General features: G+C 46.0%; 13 protein-coding genes and 1 tRNA gene. 13 read left to right on the top strand and 1 reads right to left on the bottom strand.

Annotated features, from left to right (window positions below; genetic code table 11):
* The first annotated feature begins 302 nt into the window (after positions 1-302).
* From A8O23_RS14080 to A8O23_RS14025, 13 genes are all read left to right on the top strand, one after another.
* A complete protein-coding gene (locus A8O23_RS14080; RefSeq protein WP_066622334.1) occupies positions 303-1013 on the top strand; it encodes a pirin family protein in 711 nt (236 codons plus the stop codon).
* A gap of 7 nt (positions 1014-1020) precedes the next feature.
* Positions 1021-1956 carry a ring-cleaving dioxygenase gene (locus tag A8O23_RS14075; protein ID WP_066622332.1) on the top strand — a complete coding sequence of 312 codons (936 nt, stop codon included), beginning with the start codon at positions 1021-1023 and terminating at the stop codon, positions 1954-1956.
* A gap of 12 nt (positions 1957-1968) precedes the next feature.
* Positions 1969-2595: an alpha/beta hydrolase gene (locus A8O23_RS14070; RefSeq protein ID WP_066622330.1), complete on the top strand. Its 627-nt coding sequence runs from the start codon at positions 1969-1971 to the stop codon at positions 2593-2595.
* A 547-nt stretch (positions 2596-3142) separates the two neighbouring features.
* Complete coding sequence (locus A8O23_RS14065) at positions 3143-4522, top strand: sigma-54-dependent transcriptional regulator (RefSeq protein ID WP_066622616.1); 1380 nt, start codon at positions 3143-3145, stop codon at positions 4520-4522.
* Positions 4512-5870, top strand: a complete 1359-nt coding sequence (locus tag A8O23_RS14060; RefSeq protein WP_066622328.1) for a sensor histidine kinase — start codon at positions 4512-4514, stop codon at positions 5868-5870. The genes A8O23_RS14065 and A8O23_RS14060 overlap by 11 nt, the downstream gene beginning before the upstream one ends.
* Before the next feature lie 88 nt (positions 5871-5958).
* Positions 5959-7233 carry a carboxypeptidase-like regulatory domain-containing protein gene (locus tag A8O23_RS14055; RefSeq protein ID WP_082883069.1) on the top strand — a complete coding sequence of 425 codons (1275 nt, stop codon included), beginning with the start codon at positions 5959-5961 and terminating at the stop codon, positions 7231-7233.
* Between the two features lie 558 nt (positions 7234-7791).
* A complete protein-coding gene (locus A8O23_RS14050; protein WP_066622326.1) occupies positions 7792-9762 on the top strand; it encodes a DUF3857 domain-containing protein in 1971 nt (656 codons plus the stop codon).
* A gap of 30 nt (positions 9763-9792) precedes the next feature.
* Positions 9793-11706, top strand: coding sequence for a DUF3857 domain-containing protein (locus A8O23_RS14045; RefSeq protein WP_082883068.1), 1914 nt, complete (start codon positions 9793-9795; stop codon positions 11704-11706).
* Between the two features lie 124 nt (positions 11707-11830).
* Positions 11831-12064 (top strand): hypothetical protein, encoded by a 234-nt coding sequence (locus tag A8O23_RS21620; protein WP_161486743.1) that lies wholly within the window; start codon positions 11831-11833, stop codon positions 12062-12064.
* Positions 11974-13836, top strand: a complete 1863-nt coding sequence (locus A8O23_RS14040) for a DUF3857 domain-containing protein (RefSeq protein WP_066622324.1) — start codon at positions 11974-11976, stop codon at positions 13834-13836. Before A8O23_RS21620 ends, A8O23_RS14040 begins: the two co-directional genes overlap by 91 nt.
* Before the next feature lie 100 nt (positions 13837-13936).
* On the top strand, positions 13937-15970 hold the full coding sequence (locus tag A8O23_RS14035) for a DUF3857 domain-containing protein (RefSeq protein WP_066622322.1): 2034 nt from the start codon (positions 13937-13939) through the stop codon (positions 15968-15970).
* A gap of 112 nt (positions 15971-16082) precedes the next feature.
* On the top strand, positions 16083-18089 hold the full coding sequence (locus A8O23_RS14030) for a DUF3858 domain-containing protein (protein WP_066622321.1): 2007 nt from the start codon (positions 16083-16085) through the stop codon (positions 18087-18089).
* Positions 18090-18276: 187 nt separating this feature from the next.
* A complete protein-coding gene (locus A8O23_RS14025) occupies positions 18277-18966 on the top strand; it encodes a DUF2490 domain-containing protein (protein ID WP_082883065.1) in 690 nt (229 codons plus the stop codon).
* A 158-nt stretch (positions 18967-19124) separates the two neighbouring features.
* On the opposite strand, the gene A8O23_RS14020 is transcribed toward A8O23_RS14025, so the two are convergent.
* Positions 19125-19198, bottom strand: a tRNA-Pro gene (locus A8O23_RS14020).
* Between the last annotated feature and the right edge of the window lie 80 nt (positions 19199-19278).

The raw sequence follows: 19278 nt of genomic DNA, 5'->3' as shown, positions 1-19278 counted from the left end.
AAGATAAACTTCTATTGAGCAGCAGAGTTATTATGCCCTTCATTTTTATGTTTTGGGGCTATTTTTTAGAAAATAGCTCCAAAAAAGGTTGCGTTTTAGTTCTTAGCCACAGATGCGGCTTGCCATCTGCAAATGATGGAGGAAACTTTTTGATTAGAATAAATGTACATACATTAAATGTTTATACATTTGTGTTCAACTTTCTGGTTCAGCTTTCTGAATGAAACAAAAGGGAAAGCTTAAAATGAGAATAGTGCCGCTAAATAGGCGCCGTTGCCGTACAAATATCTAACAAGACAAATATGCAATTCGAAAGATATAATCCTAAAGACAGAGGCCTGAAAGATTTGGGGTGGCTACAGAGCAACTTCATTTTCAGTTTTTCCGGCCATTACAATCCGGTTCGAGCCGGTTTTGGGTTGCTGCGCGTTTTTAATGATGATTATGTTCAGCCGGAGAATGGCTTTGGCATACACCCGCACGCCAACATGGAAATTATCTCTATTATGCTGGCAGGCTCTATGAACCATATAGATTCTTTAGGGTACAAAGAGGTGGTGCACAAAGACTGGGTGCAGATTATGAGTGCTGGCAGCGGCCTTCGGCACGAAGAGCACAATGTGGGGCAAGACGAGGTGAATTTCCTGCAGATCTGGATTGAACCGAAGCTGCAGAACATAACGCCTCGCTACCAACGCCGGTACTTTCCGGAGGAGAAACGGGTAAACCAACTTACCACCATTGTAAGCAATGAAGAGGGGCAGAGCCACTGCTGGATAAACCAAAACGCGAAACTCTCACTTGGGTACTTTGAGCAGGGCCAGTCGCACACATATGAGTTCAAGCCGCTGAACAAGGCCATATTTGTGTTCAATATCAGCGGGGCACTACAAGTAAATGGCCAAATACTGCAGCAGCGCGAGGCCATTGGTATTTGGGAAACAGAACAACTTAACTTCACTTTTGAATCAGATAGCAGGTTTCTCTTAATTGAGGTGCCTATCAACCATTAAACAAACCATGGAAAATCAAATCTTAGGCCTGCACCATATTACGGCTATTGCCAATATGGCCAAAAAGAACGTAGATTTCTATACCAATGTACTGGGCCTGCGCCTGCTCAAAAAGACCGTCAACTTTGATGACCCCGGTACTTACCATTTGTACTACGGCGATGAAAAAGGTAGCGCGGGCACCATTCTCACGTTTTTCCCTTATGAGGGAGCCCGCAGAGGCAGCGCTGGTACCGGCATGGCCACCAACATTGCGTACGCCGTGCCCGAAGGCAGCTTCGATTTCTGGATTGACCGCTTTGAGAAGCATAACGTCATTTACAACAAGCCCTCTGAGAAGTTCGGAGAAAAGTACCTCACCTTTCTGGACCCTGACGGGCTGAAGCTGGAGCTGGTGGTGCCTAAAAACTTAGACAGCCGCACTCCTTGGGAAACCGAGGAGGTGAAAGCCGAAGTAGCTACAAAAGGTTTTCATGGAGTCACACTCACACTTCGGGATATAAAGCCCACTGCCGCTGTTTTAACCAATGTTTTAGGCTATAAACTGCTGGAGCAAAGCGGAAACCGCTACCGCTACATTACAGATGCCGTAGACGCTGCCGCCATTATTGATTTGGTGGAACTGCCAAATGAAGCACGTGGCATAGGCGGAGCCGGTACAAACCACCACATCGCGTTCCGGGTGAAGAACGAAGAGGTGCTCATGTATTTTCAGGAGAAAGTGCAGCGCAGCGGCCTGAGCATCACAAACAAGATTGACCGTAACTACTTTTATTCACTCTATTTCCGGGAGCCGGGTGGGGTGCTGTTTGAGATAGCCACTGACAACCCAGGCTTCGGGATTGATGAGCCGTGGGACCAACTGGGCCAAATGCTGTTGCTGCCCCCGCAGTACGAATCTCGCAGAGCAGATATTGAGGCCGTGTTGCCTAAACTTGACTAACGTTGTAGCGCTATGTATACGCATCAGAAAAATATTATTACCCAAGGAAAAACTGTCTCCGAGACCAGAAAGGCGCTGGTTATGATTCATGGCCGGGGCGCCACTGCAGAGAGTATTCTTTCATTGGCTGAGTACCTGCCGGTAGAGGAGTTTTCTCTGTATGCCCCGCAGGCTACTAATCACAGTTGGTACCCGTACAGTTTTATGGCACCCGCAGCCCAAAATCAGCCAGCCCTTGATTCAGCCTTGGAGATGATTGACGGGGTTGTGCAGAGTATTCTTGACCAGGGAGTTAAGAGCCAGAATATTTATTTACTGGGTTTCTCGCAGGGGGCTTGCCTTACCTCTGAATATGCTACCCGCAATGCCCAAAAATATGGAGGGTTACTCCTGTTTACCGGCGGGCTAGTTGGGCAAGAATTGGAGAAAGCTAACTATAAGGGCGATTTTGCGGGTACTCCTGTTCTAATTACAACCGGTGACCCAGACCCGCACGTGCCGGTGAGCAGAGTAGAAGAGACGCAAGCTATCATGGAAGAACTGGGCGCAGTGGTAACGAAAAAAATCTACAAAGGCAGACCGCACACCATTTTGCAGGAAGAGATAGAACTGGCCAAGGAAATTTTGGAAAGAGTCTAAGAGGAGAAATGAGGAAGAGTCAGCTGAAGCAATGTTTTAGAAGTTGTGCAGCTTCTCGTGTTTGCATCATTCTGTTTTAGCCTCGTTTTTCAAAAATTAGAGCTAAAACGGAGTTTTTCTTGTTGAGCTTAGGCATTCCTATCAGATAATCTTCTTAATGGAGATACTGCGTTTGCAAGGATTAATGGGCACAGACATTCGCAGGTCTTAAAGACACTGCCTGATCTTTTGAACCACCGCCTATTTAATTATTAGCAAAGCCCTCACAGCCATAAACTCTGTGAGGGCTTTGCGTTTTTGAGCAGTTTTAAGAAAAACAGACCTAAAACAGAATCTACCGCTCTTATTCTTCTACAACAACCAACAACCAACAACCAACAATCAACAATCAACAATTGAGCTGTTCACTAGCGGACACTTTTTGTTCAGCGGCGGACATGGTAGTGTCCGCTGTTTTTGTAAATTCACCTCGCCAGCTGTTGAAATAGGTTTTTCCTATGTTTGGCACAGTTTAGGTGTTCTGACTGACAAAAAACCAAACCGCGCCGTGGAACAGAACCTAGGAAAGATCCTGATCATAGACGACAACGAAGATATTCTCTTCTCTGCTAAAATGCTGCTGAAAAAGCACGCCCAGCAGGTAATCATTGAAAAAGACCCGCGCAAAATTCCGTTCCTGCTCAACCACGACACCTACGATCTTATTCTGCTGGACATGAACTTCAGCCAGGACACCACCAGCGGCAACGAAGGCTTCTATTGGCTAAAGGAGATTCTGTCGCGCGACCCTAGTGCGGTGGTGATTATGATTACCGCTTTTGGCGATGTGGAGATGGCGGTGCGGGCGCTCAAAGAAGGGGCTACTGATTTCGTGCTCAAGCCTTGGCAGAACGAAAAATTGATTGCCACGCTCTCGGCGGCGGCTAAATTGAAGTCGTCTTATAAAGAGATCTCCACGCTTAAGAAAACAAATTCGGCACTGGCTTCGCAAATAAATCAGCACGTGAGTTTGGTAACTGGGCAGAGCCCCGCCATGCAACAGCTGCTGCACCTCATGAACCGCGTGGCCAAAACCGATGCCGATGTGCTGCTACTAGGCGAGAACGGCACCGGAAAAGAGGTCATTGCCCGCACGCTGCATCAGCAATCGGCCCGCGCAGATAAAGTGTTTATTTCCGTTGACATGGGCTCGCTCACGGAAAGTCTTTTTGAGAGCGAGCTGTTCGGGCACAAGAAAGGAGCCTTTACCGATGCCAAGGAAGACCGTGTGGGGCGGTTTGAAATGGCCAGCGGCGGCACGTTGTTCTTAGATGAAATTGGCAATCTTTCCTTGGCCATGCAGGCTAAATTACTCACGGTGCTCCAACGGCGCGAGGTGATCAGGGTGGGTACGGGGCAGCCAATTCCTATAAACGTACGGCTGATTTGTGCTACCAATATGCCGCTGCAGCAAATGGTGCAACAGGGCAAGTTCCGGCAAGATTTGCTGTACCGCATCAATACCATTGAGTTGCACCTGCCCCCACTGCGTGAGCGTCTGGAGGATTTGCCGCTGCTCACCGACCATTTCCTGAAGCGGTCTGCCCACAAATACAAACAGTCAGCCAAATCGCTTTCTGCGGCTGCACTGGAACGGCTGCGGCGCTATGACTGGCCGGGCAATATTAGAGAGCTGGAGCATGTGCTGGAGCGGGCTACCATTATCTCAGAAAACCAGGTGCTGCAGCCCCAAGACTTCTTCTTTTTGCAATTACAGCAACCTTCATCAGCAGAACCAATGCCGCAAACCCATAATCTGGACGAAATGGAGCGCGTGACGGTAATCAAAGCCATGGGCAAGCACGACGGCAATATTTCCAAAGCCGCCAAAGAACTGGGCTTGTCTCGGGCATCGCTCTACAGACGCTTAGAAAAGTATGGGCTTTAAGAACTTTCGGTTTCAGGTGGTGCTGCGGGTGGCGCTGCTAGTGGTTTCTATTTTCCTTTTCTTCCGGCTCGATTTTAAGTCTCAGTACGTGGGCACCCAACTAGCGCTGGGTATTCTTATTGCCGTGCAAACTGTGTGGCTTATTGTTTTTATTGAACGCACTACCGAGCGGCTCATCAAATTCCTAAACACCATTAAGTATGATGATTTCTCTGAAAACTTCAGCAGCAGGGGCGAGGGCAAAATATTTGATGAACTCTACCAGCGTTACAACGAGGTAATCCGGAAGTTCAGAGATGTGCGTTCAGAGAAAGAAGCCACTGCCCAATATTTTCAGTCGGTGGTGCAGCATATAGGTATTGGCATTATCACTTTTAAAAAGAGCGGTGAAGTACAGTTAATTAATAACGCTGCTAAGCGGCTCATACAAGTGCCGAGCCTTTCGCGCGTAGACCACCTTTCTGCAGAAGCGCCGGAACTAGCCAAACAGTTACTGGCATTGCCGGCGGGGCAAAGTACAGTGATAAAGTTGTGGCAAGGCAAAGAACGCATTCCGGTGGCGCTGTACGTGGTGGACCTGGTGTTGCGAGGCGAAGATTTCCGGCTGGCCAGTATTCAGAACATTCAGCGGGAATTGGAAGAAAAGGAGATGGAGGCCTGGCAAAACCTGATCAGGGTGCTGACGCACGAGATCATGAATTCGGTAACGCCAATTTCCTCACTGGCCGGCAGCGTAGCCGCCGATGTACAAGATTACCTGGAGGCGCAGCCTGGGGAGCAGATTGTATTACAACGCGAGGAAACAGAAGACATGTGCATGGCGCTGCAAACCATTGAGAAACGGAGCCAGGGCTTAGTGCGGTTTGTACATGATTTCCGCAGCATGGCCAGTGTGCCTACCCCTAAAAAGCAGCTGTTTGAAGTGCAGGAAATGTTCAGGCAATTGCAAATGCTGTTTCAGGAAGAGCTCTTGCAGGCCAACATCCTTTTCCTCATTGACTGCCGCCCCGAAGGGCTTAAGGTGCTGGCCGACCGTCAGCTGCTGGAGCAAGTCATGATCAACCTCATCCGGAATGCCATTCATGCCTTGGCCGACCAACCAAACAAAACGCTGCAGCTAGATGCTTTCTCTGACCCAGACAGCAGGGTTGTAATTCAGGTGTCAGATAATGGCACGGGCATTGCCGAAGAAGCGCAGGAGCAGATTTTCCTGCCGTTTTATACTACCAAGGCCACTGGGTCTGGTATTGGGCTTAGTCTATCAAAGCAAATTGTGCGGGCGCACAAAGGCACCTTGACTGTAAGTTCTGAATTGGGCAAAGGCACTGCCTTCACGCTGCGTTTTTGACCTGTTTTTGTTAAAATATGTTAAAAACAGAGGCGAAACGGGCAAAAATGCGACAAGGGCCTTACCTTAGAAAGGTAAATTGTTGCCCATGCGCTTTTGTTCTTGCTTGCCTCTTCTACGGTTTTTCTTTCTTCTTTATGTTATAAGCCTTGTTTCAGGTAAGCAAACGCAGGCGCAAACAACTGGCTACGGTGGTGTTTCAGGAACCGTCATAGATGCGCAGACAGGGCAGCCGTTAGGGTTTGCTACGGTCTTTATTGCTCAAACCACATATGGAACCAATGCCGAAGAAAACGGCACTTTCAAACTTCCCGCTTTGCCCGCCGGAAGCCATGAGCTGGTGGTGTCCTTTCTGGGGTATGAAACGTTAACGCATCATTTTAAAATTGAAGACGGGCAGCAACTGCGGTTTCGGCTGCAGCTTACACCCAAGGCCAATGCCCTGCAGGAAGTGGTTATTAGGCCTGACACTAACTGGCGGCATAATTACGAGGTGTTTTTGAAAAGCTTTATTGGGCAAACCCCTAATGCCGCTCAAACCAAAATTATAAACCCAGAGGTACTGCACTTTAATTTTGATCCGCAGGCCAATGTTTTAACCGCCGATGCCTCTGAGCCATTGGTTATTGAGAGCAAAGCCCTAGGCTACCGGCTGCACTTCCTGTTAGAAACCTTTGAGGCAGATTTCAAGAGCAAACGGGTGTTTCATGCGGGATATCCGCGATATGAAGAATTGAAGTCCCGCAGTAAAGCACAGCGCAATCGTTGGGAAAAAGCACGCCTGAAAGCGTATAATGGCTCACTCATGCACTTTGCAAGGGCACTGCGTGCACAGAGCCTGGAGCAGGAAGGTTTTAATGTGCGGCGTCTTCAGCGTTTACCTAACCCGCATAGGCCAGCGGAGGAGGATATTCAGAGAGGGCTCAAAACCTGGCGCGGAAAATCAAACACCATTGTCATTGGAGGTAATGGTGTGAAAGACGATAGCCTTCAATATTGGCTCCGGATGTCCCGGCTGTCACGTACCGTAGAATACCTGCACAAAGACCCTGTGCCCTATGATCAATTGGTGCAGCCAGATTCAGTCACAAACATGCTGCGGCTTCAGTTTTCTGATTTTTTAAATGTGGTGTATGTGCATGAGTTTGAAGAAGAGGCTTTCCTGCGCCAACAACCTTTTAGTAAGCCGCGCGATCCTACCTACCAGACTTCTGTGCTGGGTCTTACCCAGCCCTATACCTTTCTTGACCCTAGCGGCATGATTGTAGACCCAAACTCACACTTAGTAGAAGGCTACTGGGCATGGGAAAAACTTGCCGAAATGCTACCGCTAGACTACCAGCCACCTTTGTCTGAAAAATAAGTATGTATCATCAATCTGATAGATTGCTTTGTGATCTATGCTTGCAAATACTTCTTCACCTACTCTATAGCCAATCAGACTGGACAAATAAAATTTATGGGAATAGTAAATCACTATCCCATACTCCAGACACCTTTGGTGTTGTGGTAGCGCCTCCTGATCTCTTATAATACATTCTGTAAAAGCAGCTCCTATAAGAGTTTTCTATTAAAAAATATCCTTATTCAGCTGCCTATTTTAAGTGGCATGATGCTGCTGGTAAAGAATAGATATATTAACAGAAGGTTAAGTTATTGTCTATCAGCTAATATATTTTCTATATTTTATAAGGAACTGAATAAAGAAAAATGTAATTTGTGCTGATTTGATTCCAGTCTGTTAGGAATCTGCCTGCTCAAGGCACACCCAAAAAAGAACAGATATAGGCGATAAATAGGGTTGGTGTTCTTTAATATTTGATTGATTATAAATAAGTTATTGAATATTTTATTTTGAATAGGAAAAGTAGGTTGGCTTGTTCCACACAAGCTTTCTGCTGTTCCATAACTTTTATTGCCTATGCTATTTTCTACCACCCCTCTGTTTAAGTCAGTGTTGTTGCTGACGTTCTCCTTGCTATGCTTTACCGCACAAGGGCAAGATGCTCCGGTGAAGTACGGAAAAGTGTCAGACGAAGAAGTAAAGATGAAAGTCTATGCTCCTGACACTAGTGCCGCTGCCGTTATTTTGGTAGACTACGGCCGTTCTTATTTTACCTATACCAATGATTTTAAGCTCGTGTATGAGCGGGTTATGCGCATTAAAATCCTGAAAAAAGGAGGCTATGACTGGGCTAACGTGGAGGTGCCCTATTATTATAGTAATTCTGATAATAAAGAATTTGTCTCCGGCATAAAGGCTACCACTTACAATTGGGAAGGCGGTAAGGTAGAAAAAGTAAAAATGGAAAATAAAGCCATTTTTGAAGAGAAGAAGAGCGATAACTGGTATATGAAGAAGTTTACGCTGCCAGCTGTAAAAGAGGGATCCGTCTTGGATATCACCTATACCGTTACCTCAGATTTCTTCATGAACTTCCAAGACTGGACATTTCAGCACTCCATTCCGGTGGCGCACAGTGAATACAGAGCCTCTTTCCCAGAGTTCTTTGACTACAAGCATTATTCCCAAGGGTATGAGCGTATGAAAATAAGTGAGTCAAAGGCAGGCAATATGGCAGGGGTAAGTGCTTCTACTCAAGAGTATAGGTGGGTAATGGAGAATGTGCCTGCCATTACCTCTGAAGCTTATATTACCACCATCAATGATTATGTGTCCAGAATAGAATTTGAGTTAGAGTGGATTCGATTTCCAGGGCAGATACATAGACGAATGTCGCCTACCTGGGGTGGGTTGACCAAGGGTTTAATGGAAGAAGAAAACTTTGGCGGGCAGTTAAGCAAAACCGGGTTCTTCAAAAAAGAAGTGGCTGCCTTTGAAACCATTAAAGATACCTTAGAGCGGGTAAACACCATCTACAATTTTGTAAAAGACAATGTGAAGTGGAATGAGCGAGGGGGCGTTGTTACCTCCAGCAATCTGCGTAAGATATTTGAAGGTAAAACAGGTAGTGCCGCTGACATCAACTTGCTGCTGGTGGCGTTGCTCAGAGATGCCGGATTAGAAGCGAATCCGGTGATCATCAGTACCCGAGAGCATGGCCGTATTCCGCAGCACTCTCCTTTGTTGAGCAAATTCAACTATGTGGTAGGCTACATGCAAATAGGCGGCAAAGACGTTTTGTTAGACGCTACAGACCCCATGCGGCCAATGGGCTTATTGCCTAAGCGCTGCATGAACGGCCAGGGCTGGTTGGTAACCAAAGAGGGAGGGGCATGGGTGCCCTTGTTATCTGAGGACAGAACCACAGAACTGGTAAACGCTGATTTGCAGGTGTTGCCTTCCGGTAGAATGACAGGAAAAGTCACTACTTCTACCAATGGCATTTGGGCGCTTAACTGGAGGCACAGTGTGCTGGCAGACGGTGAGGAGAAGTTTATGAAGACGCTGGTAAATAACCAGAACCAGCTAGAGCGGAAGAAACCTGTTTTTGAAAACCTGAAAGAGATCAACAAACCGTTCGGGCTGCAGTATGAGGTAGCTAGTACAGGAGATGAAGAGGCAAAAGAAATCATTTATCTGAACCCAATGCTTCTAAAAGGAGCCAAGGAAAATCCTTTTAAACAGATCGCCCGCAAATATCCGGTTGACTTTGGGCATGGCTCAGAAGAAGTGTACATGTGCAGCTTTACTATTCCAGACGGGTATATGGTGGAAGAAATGCCTAAAAGCATTGTGGTAGCCCTGCCCGAAAACGGAGGCAAATTCACCTACATGCTGCAGGCAAACGGAAACAAGATACAGGTGCTGAGCAAACTCACCATCTCCAAGCCTATCTTCTATGCCAATGAGTACGAGTACCTGAAGCAGTTCTACACCCAGGTAGTGGCTAAGCACGCCGAGCAAATTGTGTTGAGAAAGAAAGGGTAATTGAGTTTTTAGCTTATTTTTTACAAAACCATGAAAAACTGGATATCAGCACTCATGTTGGCCTGTGTGGCTAGTGTGGGTGCCTGGGCCGGAGGCGGGCCAGAATACTCAGCCCTCACTATCAAATCAGCCCTTTCTAAAGGAGCAGATGCCGTCATTCGCCAGGAAGAGGTGCAGTTTACGGTACTCTCTGCCAAATCAGCAACCGAGAAGGTACGTCAGGTCGTTACGGTTCTGAATGCTGACGGGAAAGAACATGCCACCTTGGTGGTGCACTATGATAAACTCAACAAGGTAGACTACATCAGGGGCACCGTTTATGACATGACGGGTAAAAAGGTGCGCAGCATCAAGAACTCAGACATAAGAGACTACAGCGCCAACGGCGATGGAACGCTCTACGGTGACAACCGAGTAAAGGTAGTAGAGCCTACTCACTCTACGTACCCGTACACAATAGAGTATGAGTACCAGACTACCTCGTCTAACCTGCTGTTTTACACCACTTGGGCGCCCATAAGCGGCAAGAAAGTATCTTTAGAAAAAGCCTCTTTCACAGTACAGATGCCCGCTGGAATAGATTTAAGATATCATGAGCAGCAGCTGCCGGAAAAAGCAAGCATCAGTGAGGTAAACAGCAAAAAAACATATTCCTGGCAACTCAAGAATGTGGTGCCAATAGAGACGGAACAGTACGGGCCGCCTTTTTATGAACTAATACCCATGGTACGCACGGCGCCAACCACTTTTGAAGTAGAGGGTTTTGCCGGTAGCATGGAGTCTTGGAAGGCCCTAGGCGAATGGCAGAACAAGCTTAACGCGGGTCGTAGTCAGTTGCCAGACGCCACCAAGCAGCAAGTTTTAACACTGACGCAGGGGCTTGCCACGCCTGAAGAAAAGATAAAAGCGGTTTACCAGTTCATGCAGAACAGAACCCGCTATGTTTCTATACAATTAGGTATTGGGGGTTGGCAGCCTTTTGAGGCCTCTATGGTAGATAGCAAAGGCTACGGCGACTGCAAAGCTCTGAGTAATTACACAAAGGCTTTACTAGAGGTGGCGGGCATTCAGAGCCATTACGCCATTATATATGGTGGAGATGATAACCGGCCAGTGATCAAAGACTTCCCTAGCAGTCAATTCAACCACGTGGTGCTTTGCGTGCCTACTCCCAAAGACACTATCTGGCTGGAGTGCACCAATCAAATGGCAGATGCAGGCTACACCGGCTCCTTCACCGGCGACCGTTACTCTTTGCTCGTTACTCCTGAGGGAGGTAAGCTGGTGTCAACTCCTAAGTTCACGGCGCAGGACAATACTCAAAAAAGGTTGGTGAAGGTGAAGTTAAACTCCCAAGGGGGCGGTGTAGGAGAAGCAGTGACGGTTTTCACAGGTCGCCAGCATGAAGACAGAACCGAAGTACTGAACAGGCTGAAGCCTGACGAGCAGCTAAAGTGGTTGTACAAAGCAACGGATATTCCTTCTTTTGAGATCAAAAAATTCACTCTTGAGAAAGTAAAAGGAGTGCCGCAGGTAAATGAGAACCTGCAGTTAGAGCTGCCTCGGGTGGCCTCAGTGAGCGGAAGGCGCATGTTTATCACGCCTAACCTCATGAACCGCCGCCAAAGCGTGCCGCTCACCACTGAAACCCGCAAGCATGATGTGGTGCTCACCTACCCTTACTATGACGTAGACAGCGTTGAATTTGAAATACCGGCAGGTTTCAAGCCTGAAAGCGTACCGCAGCCGGTTAAAATTTCTTCGGTTTTTGGAGAGTATGAGGCTAAAGTAAACATGAAAGACGGCAAGTTAGTGTACCAGCGCCAGCTGACTATGCACAAAGGCCGTTTCGCCCCAGACAGATATGCCGAGTTGGTGGAGTTCCTGAAGAAAGTTTCCAGAGCTGATCAGCAACAAGTAGTATTAGCGGCTGATTCTATATAGGCACTCCTTTTGGGGCCGGTTTTTTAAAATCGGCCCCAAAACGTTTAATACGGCAGCTGGTGCTAAAGTCAGCTGGTATATTTTATTTACCCCCATTAAAAATTTCTTGAACATGCTTAAAGTGATGAAGAATTGGGTTGCCTTGGTGCTGCTGCTAGCCGGAATGCCAATAGCCGGTTGGTGCGGGCAAGATCCCTTAAAATTGGGGCAGGTAACTATTGATGAGCTAAAGATGAAGGTGTATGAGAAGGACTCTACGGCAGCTGCGTGGTGCTCTATGATTACGGTGAGTCTGCATTTGAATTCACCAAAGGTACTCAGGTGGTCTTTAAGCGCACTACCCGCATCAAGATATTAAAGAAAAATGGGTTAGATCAGGCAGATATTTTTATTCCTTTTTACCAAAAAGACTTTCAGAACAGAGAAGAGGTGAAAGACGTGAAAGGCTTTACCTACAATTTGGAGAACGGTAAGGTGGTAAAGGTAAAACTAGATGAGAAATCTATTTTTGAGGAAAAACAAGACGCGAACTGGCACCAGAAAAAGCTGACTATGCCTAACGCCAAAGTAGGTTCTGTCATTGAAATATCTTATACCATCAAGTCTGATTTTATTGAGAACCTGCGCGAGTGGGAGTTCCAGAATACCATACCAGTAATGTGGAGTGAGTATCGTGTAGAAATGGTGCCTTTCTTTGAGTACACCCACTTGTTGAGCGGTTTTAATTCTTTTCATATAAAAGATGCACAGGTGCTGCACCAAACCAAAGGGATTACTTATGAAGAAAAGGTTGGCTATCAAACCGTGCAGCAGCGGAGCTCCATGAGTATGCAAATTCTGCAGTACCGCTTTGTTATGAAAGATCTGCCCGCTTTTACAGAAGAGCCCTATCTCACCAGCATAGACGATTATAAGTCTAAAATGGAGTTTATGCTCACCAAAATACAATACCCAAACCAAGAACCCAGGTACATGGCCAGTAATTGGGATGGTTTTGCCAAAGAATTACTGAAAGAAGAAAACTTTGGAGGGCAGCTAGTAAGCTCAAATTTCACTAAAAAGATAGCCGAAGAACTGAATGTGGCCTCTGCTGACTCACTTGCTAAAGTAAAGAAGGTGTTGGCGTATGTGCAGAAGCAAATGAGTTGGGATGGAAAGAACCGGGTATACTCAGAGAACATCAAAAAAGCACATGATAGCCGCAAGGGCTCCTCTGCAGATATCAATTTGCTGCTTACGGCCCTACTGCGTGAGGTTGGCATTGAGGCAAGCCCCATGTTGATAAGTACCCGGCAACATGGCAAGCCGGTTACAGAAATGCCCATGCTCAGCAAGTTTAATTATGTGGTGGCGCATGTAAAAATTGGCAAAAATACGTACCTGTTAGATGCTACTGAGCCAGACGTGCCGTTTGGTATGTTGCCTTTCCGCTGCCTCAACGGGAAGGGTTGGGTGGCTGAACTGCCATCGGGCAGGTGGGTGCCTATCAAAAACAGCGAGCGGAACGTGCAGATGGTATCAGCTGATTTGCAAATTATGCCTACCGGTGAAGTAGTGGGTACCATGGAAGAAACCTTTCAGGGGATTTCAGCGCTGCGTGCCCGGTCTTATATCAGAACCAAAGGGCAGGAAGAGTTTATAAAGAACTTCTCAGACAAAGGGCAGGAGTGGGTGCGGCAAGAGGTGAAAATCCAGAACATGGAGAAACTGCAGGAGCCGCTTAAAACGCAGTACAAACTCACCAAGGCCGGGGACCTGCAGCCTGTTCAGCTATTATATGTAACACCTATGTTGAACCATGCCGAAACAGAGAATCCCTTCAAAATAGCTGAGCGGCTTTACCCAATTGACTTCGCCACGCCAAGTGATGAGGTGTATGTGTTCACTTTCACCATACCAGAGGGATATGAGGTGGAAGAACTGCCACAGGGTAAGAATCTGTCTCTGCCTAATAATACGGCACGGTTTATCTACGCTGCCCAGATTGTAAATGGCAAGCTTCAGGTCATGAGCCGGCTTAACATCAACAAGGAAGTGTTTGGCCCGGAAGAATACGCGAACCTACGTGAGCTGTACAATCAACTGGTAGCCAAGCACGCAGAAAAAATTGTGCTCCGGAAGAAATCATAGGTCTTCTTAAGTTAAGATTGATTGTTGAAATTAAATGAATTGCTCTCTTTTGCCTTTGCCAGGGGGAGCAATTCATTTTAAATTAAATTCACTCAGTACAATGAAGAGAGTATTTAAAATGGCGGCCAAGTGGGTTTTATGGTTGTTTTTATTAGGAGCTCCATTAGTTGCCTGGTGCGGACAAGATCCCCTGAAACTGGGGCAGGTTACTGACAACGAGCTAAAGATGATGGTTTATGATAAAGACACAGCCGCCGCTGCAGTTGTTTTGTATGATTACGGAGAGTCCTCATTCCAATTTACTAAAGGCACACAATTAATTTTTAAGAGAACCACCCGAATAAAGGTTTTAAAGAAAGCAGGGCTGGAGCAAGCAGATATTTTTATTCCGTTTTACCAGAAAGGCATGGGGAGCAGTGAAAAAATATCCGGCGTCAAAGGCTTTACCTATAATCTGGAAGATGGAAAGGTTTCTAAAGAGAAGCTAGAGGATTCGGATATTTTTGAGGAGAAAGAAGCCGCCAATTGGTATCAGAAAAAACTGACAATGCCTAACGTAAGGGTTGGTTCAGTAATTGAATTCTCCTATACCATAGAGTCAGACTTTGTCGAAAACCTGAGGGAGTGGGAGTTTCAAAAAGATATTCCTGTTGTTTGGAGCGAATACCGGGTAGAAATGGTGCCGTATTTTGAGTATACTCATGTTATGCATGGGTTTCATCCTTTCCATACTCAAGACTCCAAATCTTATAGAAAGACAATGGCGGCCAGCTACAAAGAAAATTTGTTGCGTGGTAGTTCTCAAGCTGCGGAGCAAATGGGGGCCTTAATGCTGAGGGTGCAGCAGTATAGATGGGTAATGAAAGATGTTCCTGCCTTTATGGAAGAGCCCTACTTGGCCAGTGCAGATGACTACAAGTCTAAGATGGAGTTCATGCTGACCAAGGTTCAGTACCCAGGTCAGAAGCCCAGCTATATGGCCAGCAACTGGGATGGCTTTGTAAAAGAAATGCTTAAAGAGGAGCAGTTTGGCGGCCAACTGGCCAGAGGCTCTTTTTTGAAGAACATGGCAGAAGGGCTACATCTAAACAATACTGATTCATTGGCTAGGGTAAAAGCCGTGCTGGCTTATGTGCAAAGGCAATTGAAATGGAATGGGGAGTACAGGCTTTACTCCAAAAGCATCAAAACGGCCCATGAAAAACGAACAGGTTCGGTGGCAGACATCAACCTCCTGCTGGTTGCACTTTTGCGTGAAGTAGCCATAGATGCTCACCCTATGCTCATCAGCACCCGGCAGCATGGCAGGCCCTTAACTAATTTGCCCATGCTCAGCAAGTTCAACTATGTCATTGCTCATGTTAAAATTGGTAAAAACTCATATTTGTTAGACGCCACTGAACCAAGTGTGCCTTTTGGCATGCTGCCCTACCGGTGCTTGAACGGACAAGGTTGGGTAGTAAGCCAACCATCTGGGGAGTGGGTACCTCTCAAAAATCAGGAACGTGATGTGCAAGTGGTAATGGCCCAACTAGAGGTAAAGCCAACCGGTGAAATGTTGGGCACGGTGGAAGAAACTTTAAGGGGCATACCAGCATTACAAATGCGCTCTTCCATTATGGCCAAGGGGAAAGAAAATTTCATGAAAGGTTTTTCTGACAAAGGACAGGAATGGTTGCGTCAGGAAGTGGAAATGAAAAACTTAGAAAATCTGGAAGAGCCGCTTAAAACCAACTACAAATTAAGTAAAGCCGGGGAATTGCAACCCCTGCAGCTAATGTACCTCTCGCCCATGCTCCATCATGCCACGGCAGAGAATCCTTTCAAAGTGGCGGAACGGAATTACCCAATTGATTTTGCCACCCCCAGTGACAAAGTCTATATATTCAACTTTACGCTGCCTGAAGGTTATGAAATAGAGGAAATGCCCAAAGAAGTAAATTTGTCACTCGCTGACAACAGCGTTAGGTTCAGTTATATGGCTCAGATGATGGACGGAAAGCTTAGGGTCATGAGCCGCCTGAATATTAATAAAGAGGTTTTTGGTCCGGAGGAGTATGCCAGTCTGCGCGAATTGTACAACCAATTAGTAGCCAAGCACTCAGAAAAGATTGTGCTTCGGAAGAAAGGCTAAATCTTAAAATAATAGTTTATTTATAAACAAATCATCTGAAAATAGAGGTGCAGGCTGGCAATATGCTGTTGTTTCTGCCATGCCTCAATGGGATAGTTTTATTAGTGTGAGAATGAAATTTAAGTTAATTAAGAAGTCGGTGGGGGTGGCTTTGTGGTTTCTGTTAATCATTCCTGCTATTAGCGTTGCCCAGCAAGATCCTTTTCAATTGGGTAAGGTATCGCCAGAAGAAGTAAAAATGAAGGTGTATGCCCTAGACACTACTGCTACTGCTTTGGTCTTGTATGACTACGCTGAGTCTTCTTTTCTGTTTGATGATAATACCCAAGGCCAATTCAAGCGAATTATCCGCATAAAAGTTTTGAAAAAGACTGGGCTTGATGAAGCCAATATTGAAATTCCATTTTACAAACAACATCTTAACAGAAAAGAGGAAGTGTTGGATGTTCAGGGCTTTACCTACAACCTAGAGAATGACCAGGTGGTGAAAACAAAACTGGAAAACAATGGAATATTTGAAGATGACCTAGACGGAAACCGGATGCTGAAAAAGATTACCATGCCAAATGTGAAAGTAGGTTCTGTGGTAGAGGTGTCTTATGTGATTATTTCAGACTTTTTCCATTATCTGCGTGAGTGGAAGTTTCAACGTGCCATACCCACCGCATGGAGCGAGTATCGCGCGAATATGGTGCCTTTTTTTGGCTTTAAGCAGGTGTTTTCAGGGCAGCCCTTTCCTTTTCACATTCAAGAGTCAAAAGAATTTGTGCACTCAGCGGGAATAAATAAATCTATAACTCGGCGAGACTACGTTGATGTAAATGTAACTCAGTTCAGGTGGGTTATGAAAGATGTGCCGGCGCTGACTCTTGAACCGTTTATGACCAACATGTACAATCATGTGCCCACCTTAGAATTCGATTTAGCTTTGATTCAGTTTCCTGAGCAAAAGCCAAATTACATTACCGTGAGCTGGCAAGACTTTACCAAAGAAAGGCTTACCGACAGTAGGTTTGGGCGTCAACTTATAAATGCGGGCTATTTAAAGAAAACTGCTCAGGAAGTTATTTCAGGAAAAACTGACACCTTAGAGAAGGTAAAGGCCCTTTGGGATCACGTGAAAAACACCATGGAGTGGAACGGGAAACAAACCATGTTATCAGAGAACATAAAAAAAGCTTTTGAAAACAGAACAGGTTCATCTTCAGATATAAACTTACTCTTGGTCGCTTTTCTGCAGGAATCAGGCATAATGGCTAGTCCCATGTTAGTAAGTACGCGCCAGCATGGTCTGCCTCATACTAAATCACCCATGCTTAACAAATTCAATTATGTTCTTGCTTATGTGAAGGTTGGAGGGAAAGAGTATTTGTTAGATGCCACCAATAAAGACCTGCCTTTTGGAATGCTGCCTTATAAATGCCGAAACGGCCAAGGATGGGTGGCCGTGTCTCCTGCTGGTAAATGGGTGCCATTGATAGGAACAGAAAAGAACCTGCAGCTGGTTACCGGCAAATTTGAAATACTGCCTAGCGGTGTACTACACGGAGCCATTGAAGAAAATTATTTGGGCATGTCTGCTTTAAACAAACGCGCCGTTATTAGAGAACTTGGTGAAGAAAAGTATCTTCAGCAGCAGAGCTTACGACAGGCAGAATGGGAAACAACAAGCTATCAGCTTAGTAATGTGCAAATGCTGCAGCAGCCTTTGCAAACGAAGTATCAGGCGAAAAGAATAGGAGAGACACAGCCCGCCTCTGTGTTGTATATTTCACCCATGTTCACACATGGCGTCTCTGAAAATCCATTTAAGTTGACCGCTAGACAACACCCGGTTGATTTCGTGTACCCAGAGGAGAAAACTTTCACCTTTACATATCAGCTCCCGGAAGGGTATGAGGTAGAGTCGCTACCGCAGAACATGTCTGTCAGTCTGCCAGAAAGTGCCATTAAATTTAGTTATGTAGTGCAGATGGTGGGCAAGAATCTGCAGGTCATGAGCCGTCTGCAAATAAATAAAGCTATTTTTAATCCGGAAGAATATGCTAGTCTACGTGAATTGTACAACCAATTAGTAGCCAAGCACTCTGAAAAAATTGTGCTTCGGAAGAAGAGTTGATAAAAGCTGCCCTGTAGTTCAAAGCCTAACCTATAATTGTGCTGCACAGAAAAGCCCCGTCTATAAGTGACGGGGCTTTTCTATTAAAAAATCAGGAGTAGCGGCATAACGTATGTGACAATTGCGTTACTTCGTCTCGCTTTGCAGAAACGAAAAAGGACATCGGCCCAAGTGCGGAAAAGGTAAAATGAAGAAGATTTTTTTAGGGATAGTGCTGTGGTGGTTAATGCCTTTCACAGGAGCATTGGCTCAGCGTGACAACATCAACAATTGGATGCAGTATACGGGCACGTACCGTTTTTCCCCAAGCTGGAGCTTAAGTTCTACGGTGCAGTACCGAACGTATAATGCCGTATCAGATTTACGAACATTCTTTGGGGGAACCGAGGCGCAGTTTAACCTACAGAAAGCACCAGTGTCTTTGGTGGGCGGCTTTGCATATCTGGTTAACCGGCGGTACAATGCGGCTGAAGAGAAAAGCTACGACCATGAGAGACGGCTTTACCAACAAATATCTCATAGAGACGATATAGGTAGAGTAAATGTAACTCACCGTTACCAAATAGAAGAGCGCTGGTTAGATCAGGAGTTTCACGTGCGGTTTAGGTATTCTGTGGCGCTTAGAATACCGTTTGGCCCGGCAGAGCAGGAAAGAAAACCCGTTTATGGTATTCTGCGCAATGAAATAAGAGTAATTGTGCGGGATCAACCTTTTGACAGCAACCGTATTTCTGGCGGATTGGGCTTTCTCTTGCATAAGGGAGTTGCTCTGGAAGGAACCTGGATGTCGCAGTTAGGGGCCAGGAACAATCACCAACATTTTACAATGTTTGTCTTGCGGCAAGAATTTGGCCAAAGAAGTAGCGGCGGCAAATAAATGTTTTGTCGTTTTGGGGCTTATTTCTCAAAAACAGCCTATAACAAATCAAACACAAATATGAAGACGTGCTGCCGAAGCGCCAGACATAGGCAGCTGAAGTTTCAAAGCAGAAACAATAAAAAAACGGCCTGAATTTATTTTCAGGCCGTTTCTTGTCGGAATGGCAGGATTCGAACCTGCGACCTCCAGCACCCCATGCTGGCGCGATACCAGGCTACGCTACATCCCGAACGGTATCTAATGCGTGCAAATATATAGCTTTAGAGTTTCTGAGGAAATACTTTCCTGAACCAGAGGCGCAAATTTATC

The sequence above is a fragment of the Rufibacter roseus genome (assembly GCF_001647285.1).
GTDB lineage: Bacteria > Bacteroidota > Bacteroidia > Cytophagales > Hymenobacteraceae > Nibribacter > Nibribacter roseus.
Note: the sequence above shows the minus strand (reverse complement) of the source record. Positions and strands in the feature narration are given on the sequence as shown.

Bases quoted from the DNA above. Each gene is read 5' to 3' on its own strand.
- A8O23_RS14075 (WP_066622332.1), top strand. From the start codon at position 1,021: ATGGAAAATCAAATCTTAGGCCTGCACCATATTACGGCTATTGCCAAT.
- A8O23_RS14035 (WP_066622322.1), top strand. From the start codon at position 13,937: ATGAAGAGAGTATTTAAAATGGCGGCCAAGTGGGTTTTATGGTTGTTT.
- A8O23_RS14055 (WP_082883069.1), top strand. From the start codon at position 5,959: ATGCGCTTTTGTTCTTGCTTGCCTCTTCTACGGTTTTTCTTTCTTCTT.
- A8O23_RS14025 (WP_082883065.1), top strand. From the start codon at position 18,277: ATGAAGAAGATTTTTTTAGGGATAGTGCTGTGGTGGTTAATGCCTTTC.
- A8O23_RS21620 (WP_161486743.1), top strand. From the start codon at position 11,831: ATGAAGAATTGGGTTGCCTTGGTGCTGCTGCTAGCCGGAATGCCAATA.
- A8O23_RS14050 (WP_066622326.1), top strand. From the start codon at position 7,792: ATGCTATTTTCTACCACCCCTCTGTTTAAGTCAGTGTTGTTGCTGACG.
- A8O23_RS14080 (WP_066622334.1), top strand. From the start codon at position 303: ATGCAATTCGAAAGATATAATCCTAAAGACAGAGGCCTGAAAGATTTG.
- A8O23_RS14060 (WP_066622328.1), top strand. From the start codon at position 4,512: ATGGGCTTTAAGAACTTTCGGTTTCAGGTGGTGCTGCGGGTGGCGCTG.
- A8O23_RS14045 (WP_082883068.1), top strand. From the start codon at position 9,793: ATGAAAAACTGGATATCAGCACTCATGTTGGCCTGTGTGGCTAGTGTG.
- A8O23_RS14030 (WP_066622321.1), top strand. From the start codon at position 16,083: ATGAAATTTAAGTTAATTAAGAAGTCGGTGGGGGTGGCTTTGTGGTTT.
- A8O23_RS14070 (WP_066622330.1), top strand. From the start codon at position 1,969: ATGTATACGCATCAGAAAAATATTATTACCCAAGGAAAAACTGTCTCC.